This is a genomic window from Escherichia sp. KTE96, from assembly GCF_000408525.1.
GTDB classification, from domain to species: Bacteria; Pseudomonadota; Gammaproteobacteria; order Enterobacterales; family Enterobacteriaceae; genus Escherichia; species Escherichia marmotae.
Window position 1 is genome coordinate 949,598 of record NZ_KE137149.1, and the last position, 21,362, is coordinate 970,959.

Genomic DNA, 21,362 nt, shown 5'->3' on the forward strand with positions numbered 1-21,362 from the left:
CTCAAAAGCAAATGTTATACGTCAATTTAAACGATTAGAGGCATCCTGTTTATGCATCAAGTCCAGTTATCCTCACCAGATGGACTGTGAGCCATAGCAGTTCGTTACCTCTGAGGGTGATACCGAGTTGAACCTTGATATAATCGCGGATCAGTAGCGTACACTGCCAGGCTTCTGGATACTCTTTAATCACTTGCACTAGCAGGAAACTGTCCCGCGAGCTATCCAGTTCTCCCTCCTGTAAACGCTGAAGGAAAAACTGCATATGGATAAGAAAACGTGAGTAATTAATCGATTCAGTGTCGATCTCCTGCTTAAAGTGGTACTGCACGAGATTAAAAATATCCTTCAACATTTTCACTGACTGCATGGTTTGCGCTACGTCGTCGCCTTCGCTCTGACCATTCACAAGATGAAAAGCGATATTCCCGGCTTCCTCTTCCGGTAGTTCAATACCGTACTGCTGGCGAATAATGGTTACAGCCTCGCTGGCGATGTGGAACTGTTGTGGATAAAACCGCCTGACCTCCGGTAGTAGGCGGTTTTGAATGGTGATCCCTTTGCGGCTGCGCTCGATGGCAAAAGCCAGGTGATCGGCAAGGGTAAAGAAAATCTGCTCACGAACTTTGCTCGAAAGCTGCATGTTGGCACGGGAAATAATCATCGCAGCCATTTCGATGACTTCATCCGGTATAGCGGAAAGTGCCTCAAGATAGCCGCTGCGTTCGTCAAGCGTCTGGGTTACAAATAGCTTCTCTATCTGCTCCGGGGCGATCTCGTCCCCGGGTCTGCTGTTGAAGCCAATACCTTTCCCCATGACGATAACTTCCCTGTTATCGTCATCAAGGGAGAGCACCAGGCTATTATTGAGCACCTTCTGAACAATCATCTCTGAGACTCGTTGTGGTTACCGTTTTGCGCGATGACATCCTTATACCACCAGAAACTGCGTTTGCGGATCCTTTGCAAACTCTTCAGATCATCCTCGCCGCGATCGACATAAATAAAACCGTAGCGCTTAGCGTATCCCTGGTGAGTGCTTACCACATCAATTGCTGCCCATGGGCAATAGCCCATCAGCTCGACGCCGTCAGCAATTGCCAGACGCATTTGCTCAATGTGCGCTTCAAGGAAAGCGATACGGTAATCGTCATTCACCGTCCCATCATGCTCCAGCTTATCCGGTGCGCCCATACCGTTTTCGCTGATCAGAATCGGCAGGCCGTAGCGCTCGCACACTTTACGCAGCGTCAGGCGCAATCCCACCGGATCAACGACCCAGCCGTAAGGCGTTTTGCCGACCCACGGATTTTCCGCTGGCCGATAAACGCCCTCTTCGCCCAGCATAATTTGTTGATCGCCCGCGCGGGGGGCAACATCGGCACCATCGCCCCGGCTGGCAGCAATCGTCGCGGTTGAGTAGTAGTTAATGGCGATAAAATCCGGCCGCCCCTGCTGCAAAATCAGCGCATCTTCTGGCTGCATTTCCGGCGCGAGGCCGCGATCCTGCAAATACGCCCACGCCAGGGCGTTGTAGCGACCATGTACCGCTACATCTAAAAAACTCCAGCAGCGCAGCGTTTCCCAGTTATGCGCGGCAATAGCGTCTTCCGGTTTGCAACTTTCGGCGTACATCGAAGTGGTGTTTATCGCCGGGCCGATGCGCAGCCCAGGGAATTCGCGGTGGCACAGGGCGAAGATCTGCGCCTGAGCCAGCATCATATGATGATTCTGCTGGTACAGCGCCTTCTTATCCGGCAGTTCACGATTGGCGGGTACGCCAATCGCGCCGGGATGCAGGATCATGGTGTTCTGTTCGTTAATCGTCAGCCATAGCGGGACTTTATCGGCAAACTCGCTGAACAGCAGACGGGCGTAACGAACAAACGCCTCCCCGGTTTTGCGGTTCAGCCAGCCGCCTTTCAACTCCAGAGCCCAGGGCAAGTCGAAATGATACAACGTGACGATGGGGGTTATTCCGTGGCGTGTCAGGGCGTCGATCAGGCGGTGATAAAAGGCTAACCCGTCCGGATTCACCGGGCCATCACCGTCAGGTATCACCCGCGACCAGGCCACCGAAAAGCGGTAGGCCTTCAGCCCCATCTGCGCCATCAGCGCTACGTCTTCCTCCACGCGATGATAGTGATCGCTGGCAATGCGGAAGTCAGCCGTTCCCGGCGGATGGCTGAGCATGTCGACTACCGACGGTCCTTTACCGTCTTCATTCCACGCGCCCTCAACCTGATAGGCCGAAGTGGACGCGCCCCACAGAAAACCGTCCGGGAACTGCGTTTTCTTTTGATAAATCATACCTGCACCTCCTTAGCGGATTGCACCATCAGTTGTTCGCCGTAATCGACCTGCGCGGCGGTGGTAAGGCGCAGGGAGTGCTGCTCGTCGCCATTGACCACAATCACCGGGGTAATCAGGTCATACCCGGCCTGTTCGATGGCGGGGATATCAAAGCGGATTAGCTCCTGTCCGACCTCCACCTTGTCGCCTACTTTCAGCGATGAGCTAAAGTGCTGGCCGTTAAGATTAACGGTATCGATACCGATATGGATCAGCAGCTCAAGTCCGCTTTCACTTTGTAAACCAACGGCGTGGCAGGAAGGTAGAAACATCATTACAGTACCGTTAAACGGCGCACGCAGAACCCCTTCCTGTGGTTGGATCGCCACGCCTTCTCCCAGCAGGCCACCGGAAAAGACATCATCATTCACTTCGTTCAGCGCCATCACCTGACCGCGCAGCGGGCTGAGTACTTCAATCTCACCCTCAATTTTCGGGCTAACGACAGGCTGCGGAGCCTCGCTGACCTCTTCTTGCTCTTCAGGCGTATCTTTAAAGGCGATAAACCAGGTCAGGGCAAAGGTTACTACGATAGAAATCGCACAGGTCACTAGCGCATGGACGATATTCATCGGGTTTTCACCGATAAACGCCGGCAGCGCCGCAAGTCCTGGGGAGACAAACGCATAGCGCACCAGACCGCTCACACCAGCATAAATCCCGGCGCAGCCGCCACCGATCATCGCGGCAATCAGTACCCGGCGGAACTTGAGTAATACCCCGTACAGTGCCGGTTCGGTGATCCCCAGCAGCGCGGTAAAGCCCGATGATGAGGCCAACTGGCGCAGGTTGTTATTTTTGGTTTTCAGCGCCACGCACAGCGTCGCCGCGCCCATTGCCACGTTTGACGCCAGCATTCCCGGCCCGTTGATCATCTCAAAACCGTTTTTACTCAACTGACCGGTAGCGATTGGCGTCATCGCCCAGGCGGTGCCGGTAATAATCAGGAAGGGTTGCAGAGCGCCCATCAGCATCGGAATTAACCAACTGGCGTGGCGATCAATAGCGCCCGCGCCAGCCGCCACCAGATCGTTAAGCAAAATACCCGCAGGGCCGACGAGCACCAGCGCCAGTGGCGCGGTGATCAACAGGATCAGCATCGGCTTAACAAAGAACTTAATGATCGACGGCGAAACCTTCTCCGCGAAGCGCTCCACCCACGACATCAGCCAGACCGTCAGAATAATCGGCAGCACTGACCCGGCGTAATCGGAAAGCAGGACGTTGATACCGACAAAATCAACCGCTTTCCCCGCTGCCAGCATCTGGCCGATGCCCGGATGCAGCAGTACGCCCGCGAGGGTCATCGCCAGAATCGGGTTACATTCAAATTTCAGCGATGCCCCGTAGGCCAGCAGCACTGGCAGGAAGAAGAAGGCCGCGTCGGCAATAATGTTGAGTAGCTGATAGGTTGAACTGGTTTCGCTAATCACGCCCGTTAGTTTGAGGATAGCCAGCAGTGCCTTGATCATCCCGGCGCCGGTAATGGCCGGGATCACTGGGGTGAAGGTGGTCGAAATCACGCTGATAATGCGTGCGATGATACCGGTGGGTTTGGCGTTTTTGCCACCGCTTGAGGGGCCTTTCTTCTCCGGCAGCGCCTTATTGAGCAGGCGATAAACCTGCTGCACCTCATTGCCGATAACAATCTGGAACTGACCGCCTTTCTCCACCACGCTTATCACGCCGGGGATAGCGCCAATCTGCGTATCGTTAACCTTTGCGCGATCGTTAAACTCCATGCGCAAGCGGGTCGCGCAGTGGGTGAGCATTCGGATATTCTCCGCACCACCCACCGAGTGGAGGATTTTGTCTGCTGTTTCGTTATAGTTCATAGTGTTCCCTGGGTTGAGGCAAAAAAAAGACCAAAATAGAAATGCTCCCCTTGGCGGGAGAGCATTTCTATTTTGGTCTTGCCTGCTTTCGCAGTAGCACGCCATCATAGAAATGGGTTATTTCGACAGATTATCTAAGTGATGTTGTTGTCTTTCAATCGGTATAGAGAAAAAACGTGATCTGCATTGAATGAAATTATGACGGTTTCAGGTGAACCTCTATGTTTTACCCAAACACGTGTCTACCATATCATGTGATAAGAAGGGCTTTGTGCCTTACCAACACCGGGTTCGGTTGTTTTTTGCAAGACAAAACAGGTGTCAATATAAAATAAAAACCCTTACTAACCGAAGCCCGGTGTTCAGGGTTATTACGATATACTCGTCATGCTGCAAGTTGCATGTACTGTGTCTGCGTTCGCTCACCCCAGTCACTTACTTATGTAGGTGCCCGGGAATTCACTCGCTTGTCGCCTTCCTGCAACTTGAATTATTTAGAGTATACAAGAACTTATTTATTCTTTGCGCGCTCGAAGGAAGCAACGATTTCAGCTTTAGCGGCTTCAGCGTTTTCCCAACCTTCAACTTTCACCCACTTGCCTTTTTCGAGGTCTTTGTAGTGCTCGAAGAAGTGAGCGATCTGCGCTTTCAGCAGTTCCGGCAGATCGTTAACGTCTTTGATGTGATCGTATTCTTTGCTCAGCTTGCTGTGCGGAACCGCAATCAGTTTTGCATCTTCACCGGCTTCGTCGGTCATTTTCAGAACGCCAACCGGACGGCAACGGATCACAGAACCCGGCTGCAGCGGGTACGGAGTCGGGACCAGTACGTCAACCGGATCACCATCCAGAGACAGAGTGTGGTTGATGTAACCGTAGTTGCATGGATAGAACATTGCGGTGGACATGAAGCGGTCAACGAACAGTGCGCCGCTTTCTTTGTCGATTTCGTATTTGATCGGATCTGCGTTAGCCGGGATCTCAATAACAACGTAGATGTCTTCCGGCAGATCTTTACCCGCAGGGACGTTGAGTAAGCTCATGTCTGTTTCCTTTAAAATATGTGGCAAACAAGTGCCGAGTATTATAGCCAACTCGCGCCGAATGTCTTCGCTTGTTTTCGTCCTCTTTTTCCTTTTTCGCCAGCTTTAAGACGGTTTACAGAGCAGGAAAATCCATAACCGTAGCCGCATTTTTCATAGCGAGATGAAAGCGATTACAAACTTGTGATTAACGATGTATTTACTTTTTTGAAGTGTGAAGTAACGCAATCTGTTACATGACCGATTGTCTATAGTTTTTTCGCGAACATCTTTTAAACAATAATAATCACCCCGACGAGGACAACCCTATGTGGAAACGCTTACTTGTAGTCTCTGCGGTCTCAGCAGCCATGTCGTCTATGGCATTGGCCGCTCCCTTAACCGTAGGATTTTCGCAGGTCGGATCGGAGTCCGGCTGGCGTGCCGCAGAAACCAATGTGGCGAAAAGTGAGGCAGAAAAGCGCGGTATCACGCTAAAAATTGCCGATGGTCAGCAAAAGCAGGAAAACCAGATTAAAGCGGTACGTTCCTTCGTCGCACAAGGTGTGGATGCGATCTTTATCGCTCCGGTGGTGGCGACGGGCTGGGAACCAGTATTAAAAGAGGCGAAAGATGCCGAAATTCCGGTCTTTTTGCTCGACCGTTCCATCGATGTGAAAGACAAATCTCTCTATATGACGACCGTTACTGCTGACAACATTCTGGAAGGCAAGTTGATTGGTGACTGGCTGGTGAAAGAGGTCAACGGTAAACCGTGTAACGTGGTTGAGTTACAAGGCACCGTTGGGGCGAGCGTTGCCATCGACCGTAAGAAAGGTTTTGCCGAAGCTATTAAGAATGCGCCAAATATCAAAATTATCCGCTCGCAATCCGGTGATTTCACCCGTAGTAAAGGCAAAGAAGTTATGGAGAGCTTTATCAAAGCGGAAAACAACGGCAAAAATATCTGCATGGTTTACGCCCATAACGACGACATGGTAATAGGCGCGATTCAGGCGATTAAAGAAGCGGGTCTGAAGCCGGGCAAAGATATTCTGACAGGCTCTATCGACGGCGTGCCGGATATCTACAAAGCGATGATTGATGGTGAAGCGAATGCCAGTGTTGAACTGACGCCAAACATGGCAGGCCCAGCTTTCGACGCGCTGGAGAAATACAAGAAAGACGGCACCATGCCTGAAAAGCTGACGCTGACTAAGTCCACCCTTTATCTGCCTGATACCGCAAAAGAAGAGTTAGAGAAGAAGAAAAATATGGGGTATTGAGGCCTACAAACCGATGCCGACTGGTAGGTCGGATAAGGCGTTCACGCCGCATCCGGCATTTGTGCGCAGATGCCTGATGCGACGCTGGTGCGTCTTATCAGGCCTACCAGGAGCCCGCTTTACACTGGGAGAGCTATGACTACCGACCAACACCAGGAAATCCTCCGTACCGAAGGATTAAGCAAATTCTTCCCCGGCGTCAAAGCGTTAGATAACGTTGACTTCAGCTTGCGTCGTGGTGAAATTATGGCACTGCTTGGTGAAAACGGGGCAGGAAAATCGACGCTGATTAAAGCATTAACCGGCGTTTACCATGCCGATCGCGGCACAATCTGGCTGGAAGGCCAGGCCATCTCACCGAAAAACACAGCCCATGCACAACAGCTTGGCATCGGCACCGTCTACCAGGAAGTCAACCTGTTACCCAATATGTCGGTTGCCGACAATCTCTTTATCGGCCGTGAGCCCAAACGTTTCGGCTTGCTACGGCGCAAAGAGATGGAAAAGCGCGCAACCGGGTTAATGGCATCCTACGGTTTCTCCCTCGACGTGCGCGAACCGCTCAACCGTTTTTCGGTGGCAATGCAGCAAATCGTCGCCATTTGCCGGGCCATCGATCTCTCCGCCAAAGTGCTGATCCTTGATGAACCCACCGCCAGCCTCGACACCCAGGAAGTGGAACTACTGTTTGGCCTGATGCGCCAGCTTCGAGATCGCGGCGTCAGCCTGATCTTCGTCACTCACTTTCTCGATCAGGTATACCAGGTCAGTGATCGGATCACCGTCTTACGCAACGGCAGCTTTGTTGGCTGTCGGGAAACCCGCGAGCTTCCGCAGATCGAACTGGTGAAAATGATGCTGGGGCGTGAACTCGACACTCATGCGCTACAGCGTGCCGGGCGAACATTGTTGAGCGACAAACCTGTTGCCGAGTTTAACAATTACGGCAAGAAAGGGACGATCGCGCCGTTTGATCTGGAAATTCGTCCCGGCGAGATCGTCGGGTTGGCAGGTTTGCTGGGATCAGGACGTACAGAAACTGCGGAAGTGATCTTCGGTATCAAACCCGCCGACAGCGGCACAGCGTTGATCAAAGGTAAACCGCAAACCCTGCGATCGCCGCATCATGCATCGGTACTGGGTATTGGTTTCTGTCCGGAAGACCGGAAAACCGATGGCATTATTGCTGCCGCTTCGGTACGGGAAAATATCATCCTTGCCTTACAAGCCCAGCGCGGCTGGCTGCGACCGATTTCACGCAAAGAACAGCAGGAAATAGCAGAACGATTTATCCGCCAGCTCGGTATTCGCACCCCTTCTATGGAACAGCCGATAGAGTTCCTCTCTGGCGGTAATCAACAAAAAGTGTTGCTTTCACGCTGGCTGCTGACTCGTCCGCAATTTCTAATTCTCGACGAGCCAACGCGCGGTATTGACGTTGGTGCCCACGCCGAGATCATCCGCCTGATTGAAACGCTGTGCGCCGATGGTCTGGCACTGCTGGTGATCTCCTCGGAACTGGAAGAACTGGTGGGCTATGCCGATCGGGTGATCATTATGCGTGATCGTAAACAAGTGGCAGAGATCCCGCTGGCAGAGCTTTCCGTTCCGGCGATCATGAACGCCATTGCGGCGTAAGGAGAACAGTGTGATGCCTCAATCTCTCCCTGACACCGCGTCGTCGAAAAGGCGTTTTCGCTGGCCGACGGGAATGCCGCAACTGGCAGCGCTGTTGCTGGTGCTGCTGGTCGATAGCCTGGTCGCCCCGCATTTCTGGCAGGTGGTGCTTCAGGATGGGCGTCTGTTCGGGAGTCCCATCGATATCCTTAACCGCGCGGCTCCCGTTGCGCTGCTGGCGATCGGCATGACGCTGGTGATCGCCACTGGCGGCATCGATCTTTCCGTAGGCGCGGTGATGGCTATTGCCGGAGCCACAACGGCCGCGATGACGGTAGCGGGGTATAGCGTGCCGATTGTGCTACTCAGTGCGTTAGGCACCGGCATTCTGGCTGGATTGTGGAATGGCATTCTGGTGGCGATCCTCAAAATTCAACCGTTTGTCGCCACTCTGATCCTGATGGTTGCCGGGCGCGGCGTGGCGCAACTGATCACCTCCGGACAGATCGTTACTTTCAACTCGCCGGATCTCTCCTGGTTCGGCAGCGGATCGCTGTTGTTCCTGCCAACGCCGGTCATTATTGCAGTGCTGACACTTCTTCTGTTTTGGTTGCTGGCTCGCAAAACGGCGCTGGGGATGTTTATTGAAGCTGTTGGCATCAACATTCGGGCAGCGAAAAATGCCGGAGTGAACACGCGGATCATCGTCATGCTCACCTATGTGTTGAGCGGGCTGTGTGCGGCGATTGCGGGCATTATCGTGGCGGCGGATATTCGCGGTGCCGACGCCAATAATGCTGGATTATGGCTGGAACTGGACGCCATTCTTGCGGTGGTGATCGGCGGTGGATCACTGATGGGCGGGCGCTTTAACCTGCTGCTCTCGGTGGTGGGGGCGCTGATTATTCAGGGAATGAATACCGGGATTTTGCTCTCGGGCTTTCCGCCGGAGATGAATCAGGTGGTGAAAGCGGTGGTGGTGCTTTGCGTGCTGATTGTTCAGTCGCAACGCTTTATCAGTCTGATTAAAGGAGTGCGTAGCCGTGATAAAACGTAACTTGCCACTGATGATCACCATCGGCGTCTTTGTGTTGGGCTATCTCTACTGTCTGACGCAGTTTCCCGGTTTTGCCTCCACGCGGGTGATCTGCAATATCCTGACTGATAACGCTTTTCTGGGGATCATCGCTGTCGGCATGACCTTTGTGATCCTCTCCGGTGGGATCGATCTTTCTGTCGGTTCGGTGATCGCTTTTACCGGCGTGTTTCTGGCAAAGGTGATTGGTGACTTCGGCTTTTCGCCACTATTGGCCTTCCCGCTGGTACTGGTGATGGGCTGTGCCTTCGGCGCATTTATGGGGCTTCTGATCGACGCGCTGAAGATCCCGGCATTCATCATTACCCTGGCAGGAATGTTCTTTTTGCGCGGCGTCAGCTATCTCGTTTCGGAAGAGTCGATCCCGATTAACCATCCCATTTATGAAACGCTCTCAAGCCTGGCGTGGAAAATCCCCGGCGGTGGTCGCTTAAGCGCGATGGGGCTGCTGATGCTTGCGGTGGTGGTTATTGGTATTTTCCTCGCACATCGTACCCGTTTTGGTAATCAGGTATATGCCATTGGTGGCAACGCGACTTCGGCAAACCTGATGGGAATTTCTACTCGCAGCACCACTATTCGCATTTATATGCTCTCCACCGGACTGGCGACACTGGCGGGGATTGTCTTCTCTATTTACACCCAGGCCGGATACGCGCTGGCAGGCGTAGGTGTGGAACTGGACGCTATCGCCTCCGTGGTGATTGGCGGTACACTTTTAAGCGGCGGTGTTGGGACAGTATTAGGAACGCTTTTTGGCGTAGCGATTCAGGGACTCATTCAGACTTACATAAACTTTGACGGCACGATGAGTTCATGGTGGACGAAAATCGCCATCGGCATTTTGCTGTTTATTTTCATTGCATTACAGCGTGGGTTAACGGTGCTGTGGGAGAACCGTCAGAGTTCGCCAGTAATAAGAGTGAGTCCGGAAAATACAATAAAAGAGTAAATTTACTGATATACAAGGATATTTTTATGTGGGCAAAGGAAGGCGAGGATTTAAGTACAACATGCAAAAGTTGTGGAGTAGCTGTTTTACCACCTGACGATTATTGTAAAGGTTGTGCTGATAAAAAGCTTACGGGGATTGGAGGTTGGCTGTATTTACCTGCTATTTCTTTAGTGCTGGTGATTATTTCGAGCATTTATTCTTTTGTACGAACATGGGGGCTTGCTCAGAGTAGTCAGGAAGAACCGCTCAGAACTCTGCTTTATCTGGAAGTGGTCGGATGTGCCACGATATTTCTGTTGGTGAGTTATACTACTTTTTTGTTTTTTAATAAGAAACGCCAACTTCCTCACTACTATATTGCCCTTCTTCTGGCGCTCTTCGCATTGAATGTTGCTGATACCTGGGGAGCAGTACAATTTCTTCATACCACAATTGATCTTTCAGACGCATGGGGTGTGCTGAAAAATATCATTCATCTGGCTATCTGGGTTCCCTATTTCCGTGTCTCTAAACGCGTCAAATTAACTTTTGTTAATTAAAACGCAAAAACGCCGGACTGCTCCGGCGTTTTTAGACCATTACGCGTCCGGGAACTCACGAATAAAGCGTTCGACATCTTCAACCATATGGTCATTGCCGACGAAGAACGAACGGCGCTGATGCAGGGTTTCCGGGATGATATCCAGAATACGCTCTTTGCCATCGCTCGCTTTACCGCCTGCTTGTTCCGCCAGGAATGCCATTGGGTTGCATTCATACAGCAAACGCAGTTTACCGTCCGGGTGACTTGCGGTGCTTGGATAGAGATAAATGCCGCCTTTCAGCAGGTTACGGTGGAAATCCGCGACCAGTGAACCGATATAACGTGAGGTGTACGGGCGGTTGGTGGACTTATCTTCTTCCTGGCAGAATTTAATGTACTTCTTCACGCCGTTAGGAAACTTAATGTAGTTTCCTTCGTTGATGGAGTAGGTTGAGCCTTTCTCCGGGAAACGCATTTTTTCCTGACACAGACAGAAAACGCCGAGTGACGGATCATAAGTAAAGGCGTGGACGCCGCAGCCAGTGGTGTAAACCAGCATGGTAGAGGAGCCGTATACCACGTAACCTGCGGCAACCTGTTTATTACCAGGCTGGAGGAAATCCTCTTCCGTTACCGGCGTACCAACAGGCGTGACGCGGCGGTAGATGGAGAATATAGTACCGACAGAGACGTTAACATCGATGTTGGACGAGCCATCCAGGGGGTCCATCAGCACAACGTATTTTGCGTGTTCACACCCATCAAAGACGACAATCCCATCCTCTTCTTCAGATGCAATGCCCGCAACGATATCGCGCGCTTTCAATGCGGCTTTCAGTTTTTCATTAGCGAACAGGTCGAGTTTTTGTTGCACCTCGCCCTGCACATTCTCAGCACCGCTGGCACCCAGGATATCAACCAGTCCGGCTTTGTTGATATCTCTATGGATAATCTTGGCGCCCAGTTTTATTGCCGACAGCAAAGCAGTGAGCTCACCGGTAGCATGAGAAAACTCGTGCTGCTTTTCGACAATAAATTCACCTAACGTTTTCATAAAACTTTCCCTGCAATGTTTATGGAGTAAAGCGACCGCAACAATCTTAACAAATAATCTGAATGTTGCGCTCAGGTGAATCGCGCCAGCAAATTACGGATTATCCTGAAATGCGTTTCTCACTTGCCCGACATATGCGTAAAATGAGCGGTAGATTAAAAAAGGATAATGACGTATGCGCATTCATATTTTAGGAATTTGTGGCACGTTTATGGGTGGTCTGGCGATTCTGGCGCGCCAGTTGGGCCATGAAGTAACGGGTTCGGACGCCAATGTGTATCCGCCGATGAGCACCTTACTTGAGAAGCAAGGCATTGAACTGATTCAGGGTTTCGATGCCAGCCAGCTCGATCCGCAGCCGGATTTGGTGATTATTGGCAATGCCATGACCCGTGGAAATCCGTGTGTGGAAGCGGTACTGGAAAAAAACATTCCGTATATGTCAGGTCCACAGTGGCTGCACGATTTTGTGCTGCGTGACCGCTGGGTTCTGGCCGTTGCTGGTACACACGGCAAAACCACTACCGCGGGAATGGCGACCTGGATTCTGGAACAGTGCGGCTATAAACCGGGTTTTGTGATCGGCGGTGTACCTGGAAACTTTGAGGTTTCGGCGCGTCTGGGCGAAAGCGACTTCTTTGTTATCGAAGCGGATGAGTATGACTGCGCCTTCTTTGACAAACGTTCTAAGTTTGTTCATTACTGCCCGCGCACGCTGATCCTCAATAATCTTGAGTTTGATCACGCCGATATTTTCGACGACCTGAAAGCGATCCAGAAACAGTTCCACCATCTGGTACGTATTGTTCCGGGGCAGGGTCGTATTATCTGGCCGGAAAACGACATCAACCTGAAACAGACCATGGCGATGGGCTGCTGGAGCGAGCAGGAGCTGGTGGGCGAGCAGGGACACTGGCAGGCGAAAAAGCTGACCACCGACGCTTCCGAATGGGAAGTTTTGCTGGATGGTGAAAAAGTGGGTGAAGTGAAATGGTCGCTGGTGGGGGAACATAACATGCACAACGGTCTGATGGCGATTGCTGCGGCCCGTCATGTTGGTGTTGCTCCGGCAGATGCTGCTAATGCGCTGGGGTCATTTATCAACGCTCGTCGTCGTCTGGAACTGCGTGGTGAAGCAAATGGCGTGACGGTATATGACGATTTTGCTCATCACCCGACGGCAATTCTGGCAACGCTGGCGGCGCTGCGCGGTAAAGTTGGTGGTACGGCGCGTATTATTGCCGTGCTGGAACCACGCTCGAACACCATGAAGATGGGCGTCTGCAAAGATGATTTAGCACCGTCGTTAGGTCGTGCCGATGAAGTCTTCCTATTGCAACCGGCGCATATTCCGTGGCAGGTAGCCGAAGTGGCGGAAGCCTGTATTCAGCCTGCACACTGGAGTGGTGATGTCGATGCGTTGGCAGATATGGTGGTGAAAACCGCCCAGCCTGGCGACCATATTCTGGTGATGAGCAACGGCGGTTTTGGTGGTATTCATCAGAAACTGCTGGATGGTCTGGCGAAGAAGGCGGAAGCCGCGCAGTAACCCTGAGACGTTTTATAAGGCCTACAGGGGCAACGTGCTTTTGTAGGCCGGATAAGGCGTTCACGCCGCATCCGGCATTTGAGCATAGCGCCTGATGCGACGCTTGACGCGTCTTATCAGGCCTACAGATCTGGCGGTGTACTGCATCCGGCAAACCATACTCACATCAGCAACAAAACTTACCCTTCGTTCTCCGCTAACTCACGCAGATACTGGAAAATCTGTCGTGCGGATTTCGGCGGCTTGTTCCCTTCTTTCTCTTTCTTCGCGTTGCGGATCAGAGCACGTAATTGCTGACGATCGGCATCTGGCCACAAGTTCAATACCTCAGCGATGGCATCATCACCGTGGTCGATCAAACGATCGCGCAGGTTTTCCAGTTTATGGAACAGCACAACCTGCTGGTTGTGGCGGTTTTTCAGCTTATCCAGCGCCTGACGGATCGGTTCTACATCGCGCTGGCGCAGCATCTTACCGATAAGCTGCAACTGGCGGCGGCGGCCTTCCATCTTAATACGCTGGGCTAACTCGATAGCTGCGCGCAGATCCGCATCTAGCGGGATCTTATCCAGCGCGTTTTTCCCCAGATCTACAATTTCCGCACCCAGGCGTTTTAACTCCTCGGCATCGCGTTTAATTTCACTTTTACTGACCCAGATAATTTCATCGTCTTCGTCTTCGATATCATCACCGGGAACGTCGTCGAGCCAGTCTTCGGGCTGCTTAGTCATGTCAGGCTCCTTAAAAAAAGAGGCTAATGTTACCAGTTAAGATGCGCACTGAAAAACGGTTCTCTGTTAGACTTCAGAGAAACTCTCTACATTATGGCACTTGCAATGAAAGTAATCTCTCAAGTTGAAGCGCAGCGCAAGATTCTGGAAGAAGCAGTTTCGACTGCGCTGGAGTTGGCCTCAGGCAAATCGGACGGTGCAGAAGTTGCCGTCAGCAAGACCACCGGCATTAGCGTAAGCACGCGTTATGGTGAAGTGGAGAATGTCGAATTCAATAGCGATGGCGCGCTGGGGATCACCGTTTATCACCAGAACCGCAAAGGTAGTGCATCATCCACCGATTTAAGCCCGCAGGCCATTGCCCGCACCGTACAGGCGGCGCTGGATATTGCCCGTTATACCTCGCCAGATCCCTACGCAGGCGTGGCAGATAAAGAGTTGCTGGCCTTTGACGCGCCTGATCTCGACTTGTTCCACCCTGCGGAAGTCTCTCCGGATGAAGCCATTGAACTGGCGGCCCGTGCTGAACAGGCTGCGTTAAAGGCGGACAAACGCATCACCAATACCGAAGGCGGCAGTTTTAACAGCCACTACGGGGTAAAAGTATTTGGTAACAGCCACGGCATGTTGCAGGGCTACTGTTCAACGCGCCATTCACTCTCCAGTTGCGTGATTGCCGAAGAGAACGGCGATATGGAGCGTGATTATGCCTACACCATTGGTCGCGCGATGAGCGATCTACAAACGCCGGAATGGGTCGGGGCAGACTGCGCCCGCCGTACTTTATCGCGCCTGTCACCGCGTAAACTCTCCACTATGAAAGCGCCGGTAATTTTTGCCAATGAAGTTGCCACGGGGCTGTTTGGTCATCTGGTCGGCGCGATTGCCGGTGGTGCGGTCTACCGCAAATCGACTTTTCTGCTCGACTCGCTCGGTAAACAAATTTTGCCTGACTGGCTGACCATTGAAGAACACCCGCATCTGCTAAAAGGGTTGGCATCCACGCCATTCGACAGTGAAGGTGTGCGCACCGAGCGTCGCGATATCATCAAAGATGGCATCCTGACTCAGTGGCTGCTGACTTCCTACTCTGCGCGCAAGCTGGGGCTGAAAAGTACCGGTCATGCGGGCGGTATCCACAACTGGCGTATTGCCGGGCAAGGTCTGAGCTTCGAGCAGATGCTCAAAGAGATGGGCACCGGGCTGGTGGTGACAGAATTGATGGGCCAGGGCGTGAGCGCAATTACCGGTGATTATTCCCGTGGTGCTGCGGGTTTCTGGGTAGAAAACGGCGAAATTCAGTATCCGGTTAGCGAAATCACCATCGCAGGTAATTTAAAAGATATGTGGCGCAATATTGTCACCGTCGGTAACGATATTGAAACACGCAGCAATATACAGTGTGGTTCTGTACTGTTGCCGGAGATGAAAATCGCCGGGCAGTAAAAAACTGGCGCGACCTGCCGCGCCGAATCTTAATAAGAAAAATGGAAGGAAGTGAGCAATGCGTAAAAGCCTGTTAGCTATTCTTGCAGTCTCCTCGTTGGTATTCAGTTCGGCGTCGTTTGCCGCTGATCTGGAAGGCAATATGGAAACCCTCAACGACAATTTAAAAGTGGTCGAAAAAGCGGATAACGCGGCGCAAGTCAAAGATGCGTTAACCAAAATGCGCGCCGCGGCGCTGGATGCGCAAAAAGCAACGCCGCCGAAGCTGGAAGGTAAATCGCCAGACAGTCCGGAAATGAAAGATTTCCGTCACGGTTTCGACATTCTGGTCGGCCAGATTGACGACGCGCTGAAGTTGGCGAACGAAGGTAAAGTCAAAGAAGCACAGGCCGCCGCAGAGCAACTGAAAACCACCCGCAACACCTATCACAAGAAGTATCGTTAATGCTGGATTGGGCGGTGAAACATCACCGCCCAACGCTCTTCTCCTTTCATAAATCCCACGCAGAATTTACTTTCAACACGACCATTGTCCTGTGCGTAGCCCCATTTTTGCGAGGCGTTTTCCATAAATGAATGTAATGCATATGTAATGCTATAATGCATTACACTTTTCGTAATTACCGGAGGCATAATGGCCACACTTAACGTCCGCCTGGATGATAAACTGAAAAATGAGGCTTATGCGGTGCTGGAAAAATTAAATATCACGCCTACTGAAGCAGTGCGACTGTTGTTTCAGTACGTTGCGGAAAATGGGCGAATGCCGGTAAAAACGCTCACTGTCAGTGATAGCGAAGAAGCCTTGTTACGCACTGTCAGGGAACGACTGGCCAACCCACAAGAGGCCATTAAGGTCCGACTGGATGAACTATGAGCTGGCCTTTGATCCGCGAGCGCTGAAAGAGTGGCAAAAGCTGGGCGTGGCAGTCCGGGAACAATTTTAAAAAAGCTTGAGAATGTGCTGAAAAGGCCGAGCAATCCATCGGCTAAACTGCGGGATTTGCCGGACTGCTACAAAATTAAGTTTCGGACACTGGGATATCGTCTGGTCTATCAGGTCAATGATAAAGCGTTGCTCGTGTTGGTGATAGCTATTGGTAAGAGAGAGAACTCAGCCGTTTATGATGAGGCGGATAAACGGCTGGATGAGTGATTACCGCAAATGATGCACCACCTGGTTGCTGCTACCGCGCCAGATCAGGGACGGATCTTTTAAATCCTGCACAAATTTGCCGTCGACCAGCACGTTAATCAAGTCAACAACCTGCATTTGCGCAGCATTGAGTTCGTCGAGTTTATAGCCTGTCCATACCCAGATATCTTTACCAGGGCACTCGGCGCGGATGCGTTGTACCAGTTTTAAAATATCCGGCACGTTTTGTGGGTGCAGCGGGTCGCCGCCGGAGAGGGAAATACCCTGGCGTTTGATGCGGGTGTCGTTCAGATCGTTGATGATCTGGTCTTCCATTTCTTTGGTAAACGGTTGACCGGAATTTACCCGCCAGGTGCTTTTGTTATAGCAGCCAGGACATTCATGGACGCACCCGGAGACAAACAGGGTGCAGCGAGTGCCGGGGCCGTTAACGATGTCGACAGGATAGTATTGATGGTAATTCATTTTTGCCTGGCTTATCAGTCCGCGTGTAGGCCGGATAAGACGCTTTCGCGTCGCATCCGGCATTTGCTTACCGCAGAGTGAAGATCAACCGATTTGCCCATTGCCCAAATGTTTAACGCGGCGCTTAACTTCTTCCTGCTTACCGGCGTTAAACGGACGCGCATCAGGACTGCCTAAATACCCGCACACGCGGCGAGTCACCGACACACGGGAGGTGTCATGGTTACCACATTTCGGGCAGGTGAAGCCTTTGCTGGTGCACTCAAACTCACCGGTAAAGCCACATTCGTAGCATTCATCGATCGGCGTGTTGGTGCCGTAATACGGCACATGCTGATAGCTGTAATCCCAGACATCTTCCAGCGCCTTCAGGTTGTGCTGAATATTTGGATACTCGCCGTAGCAAATGAAGCCACCGTTCGCCAGCGGCGGATAAGGCGCTTCAAAGTCGATCTTGTCGTACGGGTTAACCTTCTTCTCAACATCGAGGTGGAAACTGTTGGTGTAGTAACCTTTATCGGTCACGCCCGGCACCACGCCAAACTCCGCAGTATCAAGACGACAGAAGCGATCGCACAGGTTTTCACTCGGCGTACTGTAGAGGCTGAAACCGTAGCCGGTTTCTTCTTTCCACTGATCCACCGCCTGACGCAGACGTTCAACAATGGCAATACCTTTCGCACGCAGTTGCTCGTTGTCGTAAACATGTTCGCCGCCGAACAGCGCATTAATCGTTTCGTGGATCCCGATATAACCCAGCGAAATCGATGCACGACCGTTTTTGAAGATTTCAGAAACGTCGTCATCAGCATTCAGACGTACTCCACAGGCACCTTCCATATAGAGGATTGGGGCCACGCGCGCTTTCACGCCTTCCAGACGGGCGATACGGGTCATCAGCGCCTTACGCGCCAGCACCAGGCGTTCATCCAGCAGCTTCCAGAAGGTGGCTTCATCACCTTTTGCTTCCAGCGCAATACGCGGCAGGTTAAGGCTGATTACGCCGAGGTTGTTACGTCCATCGTGGATCTGCTCGCCGTTTTCGTTTTCCCACACGCCGAGGAAGCTGCGGCAACCCATTGGCGTTTTAAACGACCCGGTAACTTTAACCACCTGATCGTAGTTCAGAATGTCTGGATACATGCGCTTGCTTGCACACTCCAGTGCCAGTTGTTTGATGTCGTAGTTCGGATCGCCTTTTTTATGGTTCAGGCCATCGCGGATCGCAAACACCAGTTTCGGGAACACGGCAGTTTTACGGTTTTTACCGAGGCCCGCGATACGGTTACGCAGGATAGATTCCTGAATCAGACGCGACTCCCAGCTAGTACCCAGACCAAAGCCAAAGGTGACAAACGGCGTCTGACCGTTGGCTGTGTGCAGGGTATTCACTTCATATTCCAGCGACTGGAACGCGTCGTAGCACTCTTTGATGGTACGAGAGTTGGCGTAGCCTTCAGCGTCTGGAATGCTCCACTCTTCCGCTGTTTTACGGTGCTTGTTGTAGCTGGCAGTGACGAACGGTGCCAGAACTTCGTCGATACGGTTAATGGTGGTGCCGCCATAAATATGGCTGGCAACCTGGGCGATAATCTGTGCAGTTACTGCGGTTGCCGTAGAGATCGACTTCGGCGGTTCAATCTCGGCGTTCCCCATCTTAAAGCCCTGGGTCAACATACCTTTCAGGTCGATCAACATGCAGTTGAACATCGGGAAGAACGGCGAGTAATCGAGATCGTGGTAGTGAATATCGCCACGCTCATGCGCCTGAACCACGTCACGCGGCAGCAAATGCTGGCGTGCATAGTGTTTAGCAACAATCCCGGCCAGCAGGTCGCGCTGGGTCGGAATCACCTTGCTGTCTTTGTTGGCGTTTTCATTGAGCAACGAAGAGTTGGTCTGCTCGACCAGGCCACGGATCTCCTGGTTCAGGCGACCGCGTTTTTCACGTTCAATGTCGCGATCATGACGGTACTCGATGTAAGCACGAGCCAGTTGTTTGTACGGGCCAGACATGAGCTGGTTTTCAACTGCAGTCTGGATTTCGTTGATATCGACTTGGGTGCGGCCTTGCATTTGCTCGCTGACGACAGCGGCAACAGTGGCACAATAATCTGCATCATCGACTTCCGCTGCTTTAGCTGCACGCAGAATAGCTTCTTTGATGCGCTCTGATTTAAACGGCACTTTGCAGCCGTCTCGTTTCATCACATGCGGTGTCATGATCGCTCCATATTTTTAAGAACAGGTTATACACAGAAAATTGGGAAGTGCGCCCCGGTTTATTTGGCTCTTTTTACGGGGAGTTACAGCAGTCCCAATCTGCCTTATCCACAATTATGTCGGCTTAGTTGGTGTGTATCTTGATGCAAGTATAGTCGACGGATACAACATATTGGGTTGCGATGCATTTTAAAGTCTATATATAGTGCTTTGCATTAAGGATGTTTGAGCTTTTTTTGATTTAGCTCAAAGTAAAAAGCAGAGTGTACGGATGACGGGCGCTACAGCGATGTGTAAATTTTTAATAATTTTCTGTTTAAAAAACCAACAAAAACAATGTGCTGCCATGTAAGGCCCCGAAAATGCTCGCTTTACCGGGGCCAGGAGAAGAATTATCTCTGCAACCACCAGGCAGCCTCAAAAGGCCGTAATGTCATGGCTCCCGGTTGAGAGGAGGCTTCTTCATAGTTGTGCATTAACAGTTGCCAGTCGCCGCGGATTTGCCCTGGCTGCCAGGGTTGTATGTCGCGGCTAAGGTTGGCAATCACCAATAAGGTTTGCCCCTGCCATTCGCGGCGATAGCACCACAACGCAGGGCTGTTTGGCAGCAGATCCTGGTAATCGCCCCATGTCAGAATGGGTTCTTGTTTACGCAGCGCGATTAATTTCTGATAGGTGTAAAACACCGAAGATTCATCGGCCAGCGCGGCTTCCACGTTGATTTCCCGATAGTTATCACACACGGCAATCCACGGTTCGGCGGTAGTAAACCCGGCGTTATCGCCGTTGTTCCATTGCATTGGCGTGCGGCTGTTATCGCGGGACTTGCTGGCGAGGATCGCCAATAACTCTTCGGCGTCACACCCGCAGTTGCGCAGTTCGGCAAACATGTTGAGGCTTTCCACGTCGCGGTAATCGGTAATGCGTGTGAAATGCGGATTGGTCATGCCAATCTCTTCCCCCTGGTAAATATAAGGCGTTCCCTGCATACCATGCAGCACCATCGCCAGCATTTTTGCCGCAGGCTCTCGGTAGTCACCTTCATCGCCAAAGCGAGAAACAATGCGCGGCTGATCGTGGTTACACCAGAACAAAGCATTCCACGCGACGTTATGCATTCCCTGTTGCCAGTGGCGGAACAATGTTTTTAACGCTACAAAGTCAGGTTTAGCTAGCGTCCATTTTTCACCGCCGGGATAATCGACCTTCAGGTGATGAAAATTAAAGGTCATCGACAATTCACTGCCTGTCAGCGCCGCGTATCGCTGGCAATGTTCAAGGCTGGTGGAGGACATTTCACCTACGGTCATCAACCCGCGTGGTGTAAAGACATCACGGTTCATCTCGTGCAAAAACTCATGGACTCGTGGCCCGTCGGTGTAGAAGCGACGCCCGTCGCCATCCAGATCGTCAGGGAAGCGCGGGTCTTTGGAGATCAGATTCACCACATCCAGACGCAGCCCGTCTACCCCGCGATCGGCCCAGAACTCACAGACTTTTTTCAGTTCTGTGCGTACTGCTGGGTTTTCCCAGTTGAGATCGGCCTGTTCAGGTGCAAACAGATGCAAATAATACTGTTCGCTTTCTGCGTGCCAGCGCCAGGCATTGCCGCCGAATTTAGAACGCCAGTTATTTGGTGGTATTCCTGGTTCGCCGTCACGCCAGATATAAAACTGACGATAAGGGCTTTCTTTGTTCAGCGCCTCGCGAAACCAGGCGTGTTGGGTAGAAGTATGGTTAAACACCATATCAAGAATAATGCGAATACCGCGCGATTTCGCCTGCGCCACCAGTTCGTCAAAATCATTCAGCGTGCCATACGTGGGATCAATCGCCGTATAGTTCGCCACGTCGTAACCGTTATCGACCTGGGGAGAGACATAAAAGGGGGTCAACCAGATAGCATCGACCCCCAGTTTTTGTAGATAGTCGAGGCGCAGGGTGACTCCGCGCAGATCGCCGGTGCCGCTGCCGGTGGTGTCCTGAAAACTCTTTGGATAAATCTGGTAGATAACGCCGTTTTGCCACCAGTGGGGAAGATTAGTCATTAGGT

The 21,362-nt window shown here is 51.9% G+C and carries 19 protein-coding genes and 1 pseudogene; 10 read left to right on the plus strand and 10 right to left on the minus strand.

All coding sequences use genetic code 11. The annotated features are described in order from the left end of the window. Window positions 1-49: 49 nt before the first annotated feature. The 4 genes from licT to ppa all read right to left on the minus strand — a co-directional run bounded on the left by licT (window position 50) and on the right by ppa (window position 5,229). Window positions 50-889, minus strand: a complete 840-nt coding sequence (gene licT / locus A1WG_RS09840) for a BglG family transcription antiterminator LicT (RefSeq protein WP_000636962.1) — start codon at window positions 887-889, stop codon at window positions 50-52. Continuing rightward, the gene (locus A1WG_RS09835; protein ID WP_000640262.1) at window positions 886-2,310 is read right to left on the minus strand and encodes a glycoside hydrolase family 1 protein; all 1,425 of its coding nucleotides are present in this window, start codon (window positions 2,308-2,310) and stop codon (window positions 886-888) included. Before A1WG_RS09835 ends, licT begins: the two co-directional genes overlap by 4 nt. Next, a complete protein-coding gene (locus tag A1WG_RS09830; protein WP_001108705.1) occupies window positions 2,307-4,187 on the minus strand; it encodes a beta-glucoside-specific PTS transporter subunit IIABC in 1,881 nt (626 codons plus the stop codon). Before A1WG_RS09830 ends, A1WG_RS09835 begins: the two co-directional genes overlap by 4 nt. A 511-nt stretch (window positions 4,188-4,698) precedes the next feature. After that, the gene (gene ppa / locus A1WG_RS09825) at window positions 4,699-5,229 is read right to left on the minus strand and encodes an inorganic diphosphatase (protein ID WP_000055070.1); all 531 of its coding nucleotides are present in this window, start codon (window positions 5,227-5,229) and stop codon (window positions 4,699-4,701) included. A gap of 308 nt (window positions 5,230-5,537) precedes the next feature. Here ppa and ytfQ point away from each other — a divergent pair, with 308 nt between their 5' ends. The 5 genes from ytfQ to A1WG_RS09800 all read left to right on the plus strand — a co-directional run bounded on the left by ytfQ (window position 5,538) and on the right by A1WG_RS09800 (window position 10,701). Beyond that, window positions 5,538-6,494, plus strand: coding sequence for a galactofuranose ABC transporter substrate-binding protein YtfQ (gene ytfQ, locus A1WG_RS09820; RefSeq protein ID WP_000265933.1), 957 nt, complete (start codon window positions 5,538-5,540; stop codon window positions 6,492-6,494). Window positions 6,495-6,629: 135 nt separating this feature from the next. Further along, entirely contained in the window at window positions 6,630-8,132 is a 1,503-nt protein-coding gene (gene ytfR, locus A1WG_RS09815; protein ID WP_001517651.1) for a galactofuranose ABC transporter, ATP-binding protein YtfR, read from the plus strand. Between the two features lie 13 nt (window positions 8,133-8,145). Next, on the plus strand, window positions 8,146-9,168 hold the full coding sequence (gene ytfT / locus A1WG_RS09810) for a galactofuranose ABC transporter, ATP-binding protein YtfT (protein ID WP_001468307.1): 1,023 nt from the start codon (window positions 8,146-8,148) through the stop codon (window positions 9,166-9,168). Then, window positions 9,155-10,159 carry a galactofuranose ABC transporter, permease protein YjfF gene (gene yjfF / locus A1WG_RS09805; protein WP_000596001.1) on the plus strand — a complete coding sequence of 335 codons (1,005 nt, stop codon included), beginning with the start codon at window positions 9,155-9,157 and terminating at the stop codon, window positions 10,157-10,159. The genes ytfT and yjfF overlap by 14 nt, the downstream gene beginning before the upstream one ends. A gap of 26 nt (window positions 10,160-10,185) precedes the next feature. Further along, window positions 10,186-10,701 (plus strand): DUF2569 domain-containing protein, encoded by a 516-nt coding sequence (locus A1WG_RS09800; RefSeq protein ID WP_001517652.1) that lies wholly within the window; start codon window positions 10,186-10,188, stop codon window positions 10,699-10,701. Between the two features lie 39 nt (window positions 10,702-10,740). Here the strand turns inward: A1WG_RS09800 and fbp are convergent, their stop codons facing one another. Then, window positions 10,741-11,739: a class 1 fructose-bisphosphatase gene (gene fbp / locus A1WG_RS09795; RefSeq protein ID WP_000853758.1), complete on the minus strand. Its 999-nt coding sequence runs from the start codon at window positions 11,737-11,739 to the stop codon at window positions 10,741-10,743. 175 nt (window positions 11,740-11,914) lie between these two features. Between fbp and mpl the strand changes: the two genes are divergently transcribed. Beyond that, window positions 11,915-13,288: a UDP-N-acetylmuramate:L-alanyl-gamma-D-glutamyl-meso-diaminopimelate ligase gene (gene mpl, locus A1WG_RS09790; RefSeq protein WP_001219774.1), complete on the plus strand. Its 1,374-nt coding sequence runs from the start codon at window positions 11,915-11,917 to the stop codon at window positions 13,286-13,288. Window positions 13,289-13,467: 179 nt separating this feature from the next. Here the strand turns inward: mpl and yjgA are convergent, their stop codons facing one another. Continuing rightward, window positions 13,468-14,019, minus strand: a complete 552-nt coding sequence (gene yjgA, locus A1WG_RS09785; RefSeq protein ID WP_000166266.1) for a ribosome biogenesis factor YjgA — start codon at window positions 14,017-14,019, stop codon at window positions 13,468-13,470. A gap of 93 nt (window positions 14,020-14,112) precedes the next feature. Between yjgA and pmbA the strand changes: the two genes are divergently transcribed. Further along, a complete protein-coding gene (pmbA, locus tag A1WG_RS09780) occupies window positions 14,113-15,465 on the plus strand; it encodes a metalloprotease PmbA (protein WP_001162190.1) in 1,353 nt (450 codons plus the stop codon). A 58-nt stretch (window positions 15,466-15,523) separates the two neighbouring features. Continuing rightward, entirely contained in the window at window positions 15,524-15,910 is a 387-nt protein-coding gene (gene cybC, locus A1WG_RS09775) for a cytochrome b562 (RefSeq protein ID WP_001232257.1), read from the plus strand. Here cybC and A1WG_RS0121895 read toward each other — a convergent pair. Then, entirely contained in the window at window positions 15,907-16,071 is a 165-nt protein-coding gene (locus A1WG_RS0121895) for a hypothetical protein (protein WP_228029481.1), read from the minus strand. The two genes, cybC and A1WG_RS0121895, sit on opposite strands and share 4 nt — an antisense overlap. Before the next feature lie 28 nt (window positions 16,072-16,099). Here A1WG_RS0121895 and A1WG_RS09770 point away from each other — a divergent pair, with 28 nt between their 5' ends. Beyond that, window positions 16,100-16,342, plus strand: a complete 243-nt coding sequence (locus A1WG_RS09770) for a type II toxin-antitoxin system RelB/DinJ family antitoxin (protein ID WP_000212715.1) — start codon at window positions 16,100-16,102, stop codon at window positions 16,340-16,342. Then, window positions 16,332-16,621, plus strand: a pseudogene (locus A1WG_RS09765) (type II toxin-antitoxin system RelE family toxin). Before A1WG_RS09770 ends, A1WG_RS09765 begins: the two are co-directional and overlap by 11 nt. Here A1WG_RS09765 and nrdG read toward each other — a convergent pair. The 3 genes from nrdG to treC all read right to left on the minus strand — a co-directional run bounded on the left by nrdG (window position 16,622) and on the right by treC (window position 21,357). Beyond that, on the minus strand, window positions 16,622-17,086 hold the full coding sequence (nrdG, locus tag A1WG_RS09760; protein WP_001106237.1) for an anaerobic ribonucleoside-triphosphate reductase-activating protein: 465 nt from the start codon (window positions 17,084-17,086) through the stop codon (window positions 16,622-16,624). 84 nt (window positions 17,087-17,170) lie between these two features. After that, window positions 17,171-19,309: an anaerobic ribonucleoside-triphosphate reductase gene (gene nrdD, locus A1WG_RS09755; RefSeq protein WP_000187807.1), complete on the minus strand. Its 2,139-nt coding sequence runs from the start codon at window positions 19,307-19,309 to the stop codon at window positions 17,171-17,173. A gap of 392 nt (window positions 19,310-19,701) precedes the next feature. Then, window positions 19,702-21,357: an alpha,alpha-phosphotrehalase gene (gene treC, locus A1WG_RS09750; protein WP_001517653.1), complete on the minus strand. Its 1,656-nt coding sequence runs from the start codon at window positions 21,355-21,357 to the stop codon at window positions 19,702-19,704. Between the last annotated feature and the right edge of the window lie 5 nt (window positions 21,358-21,362).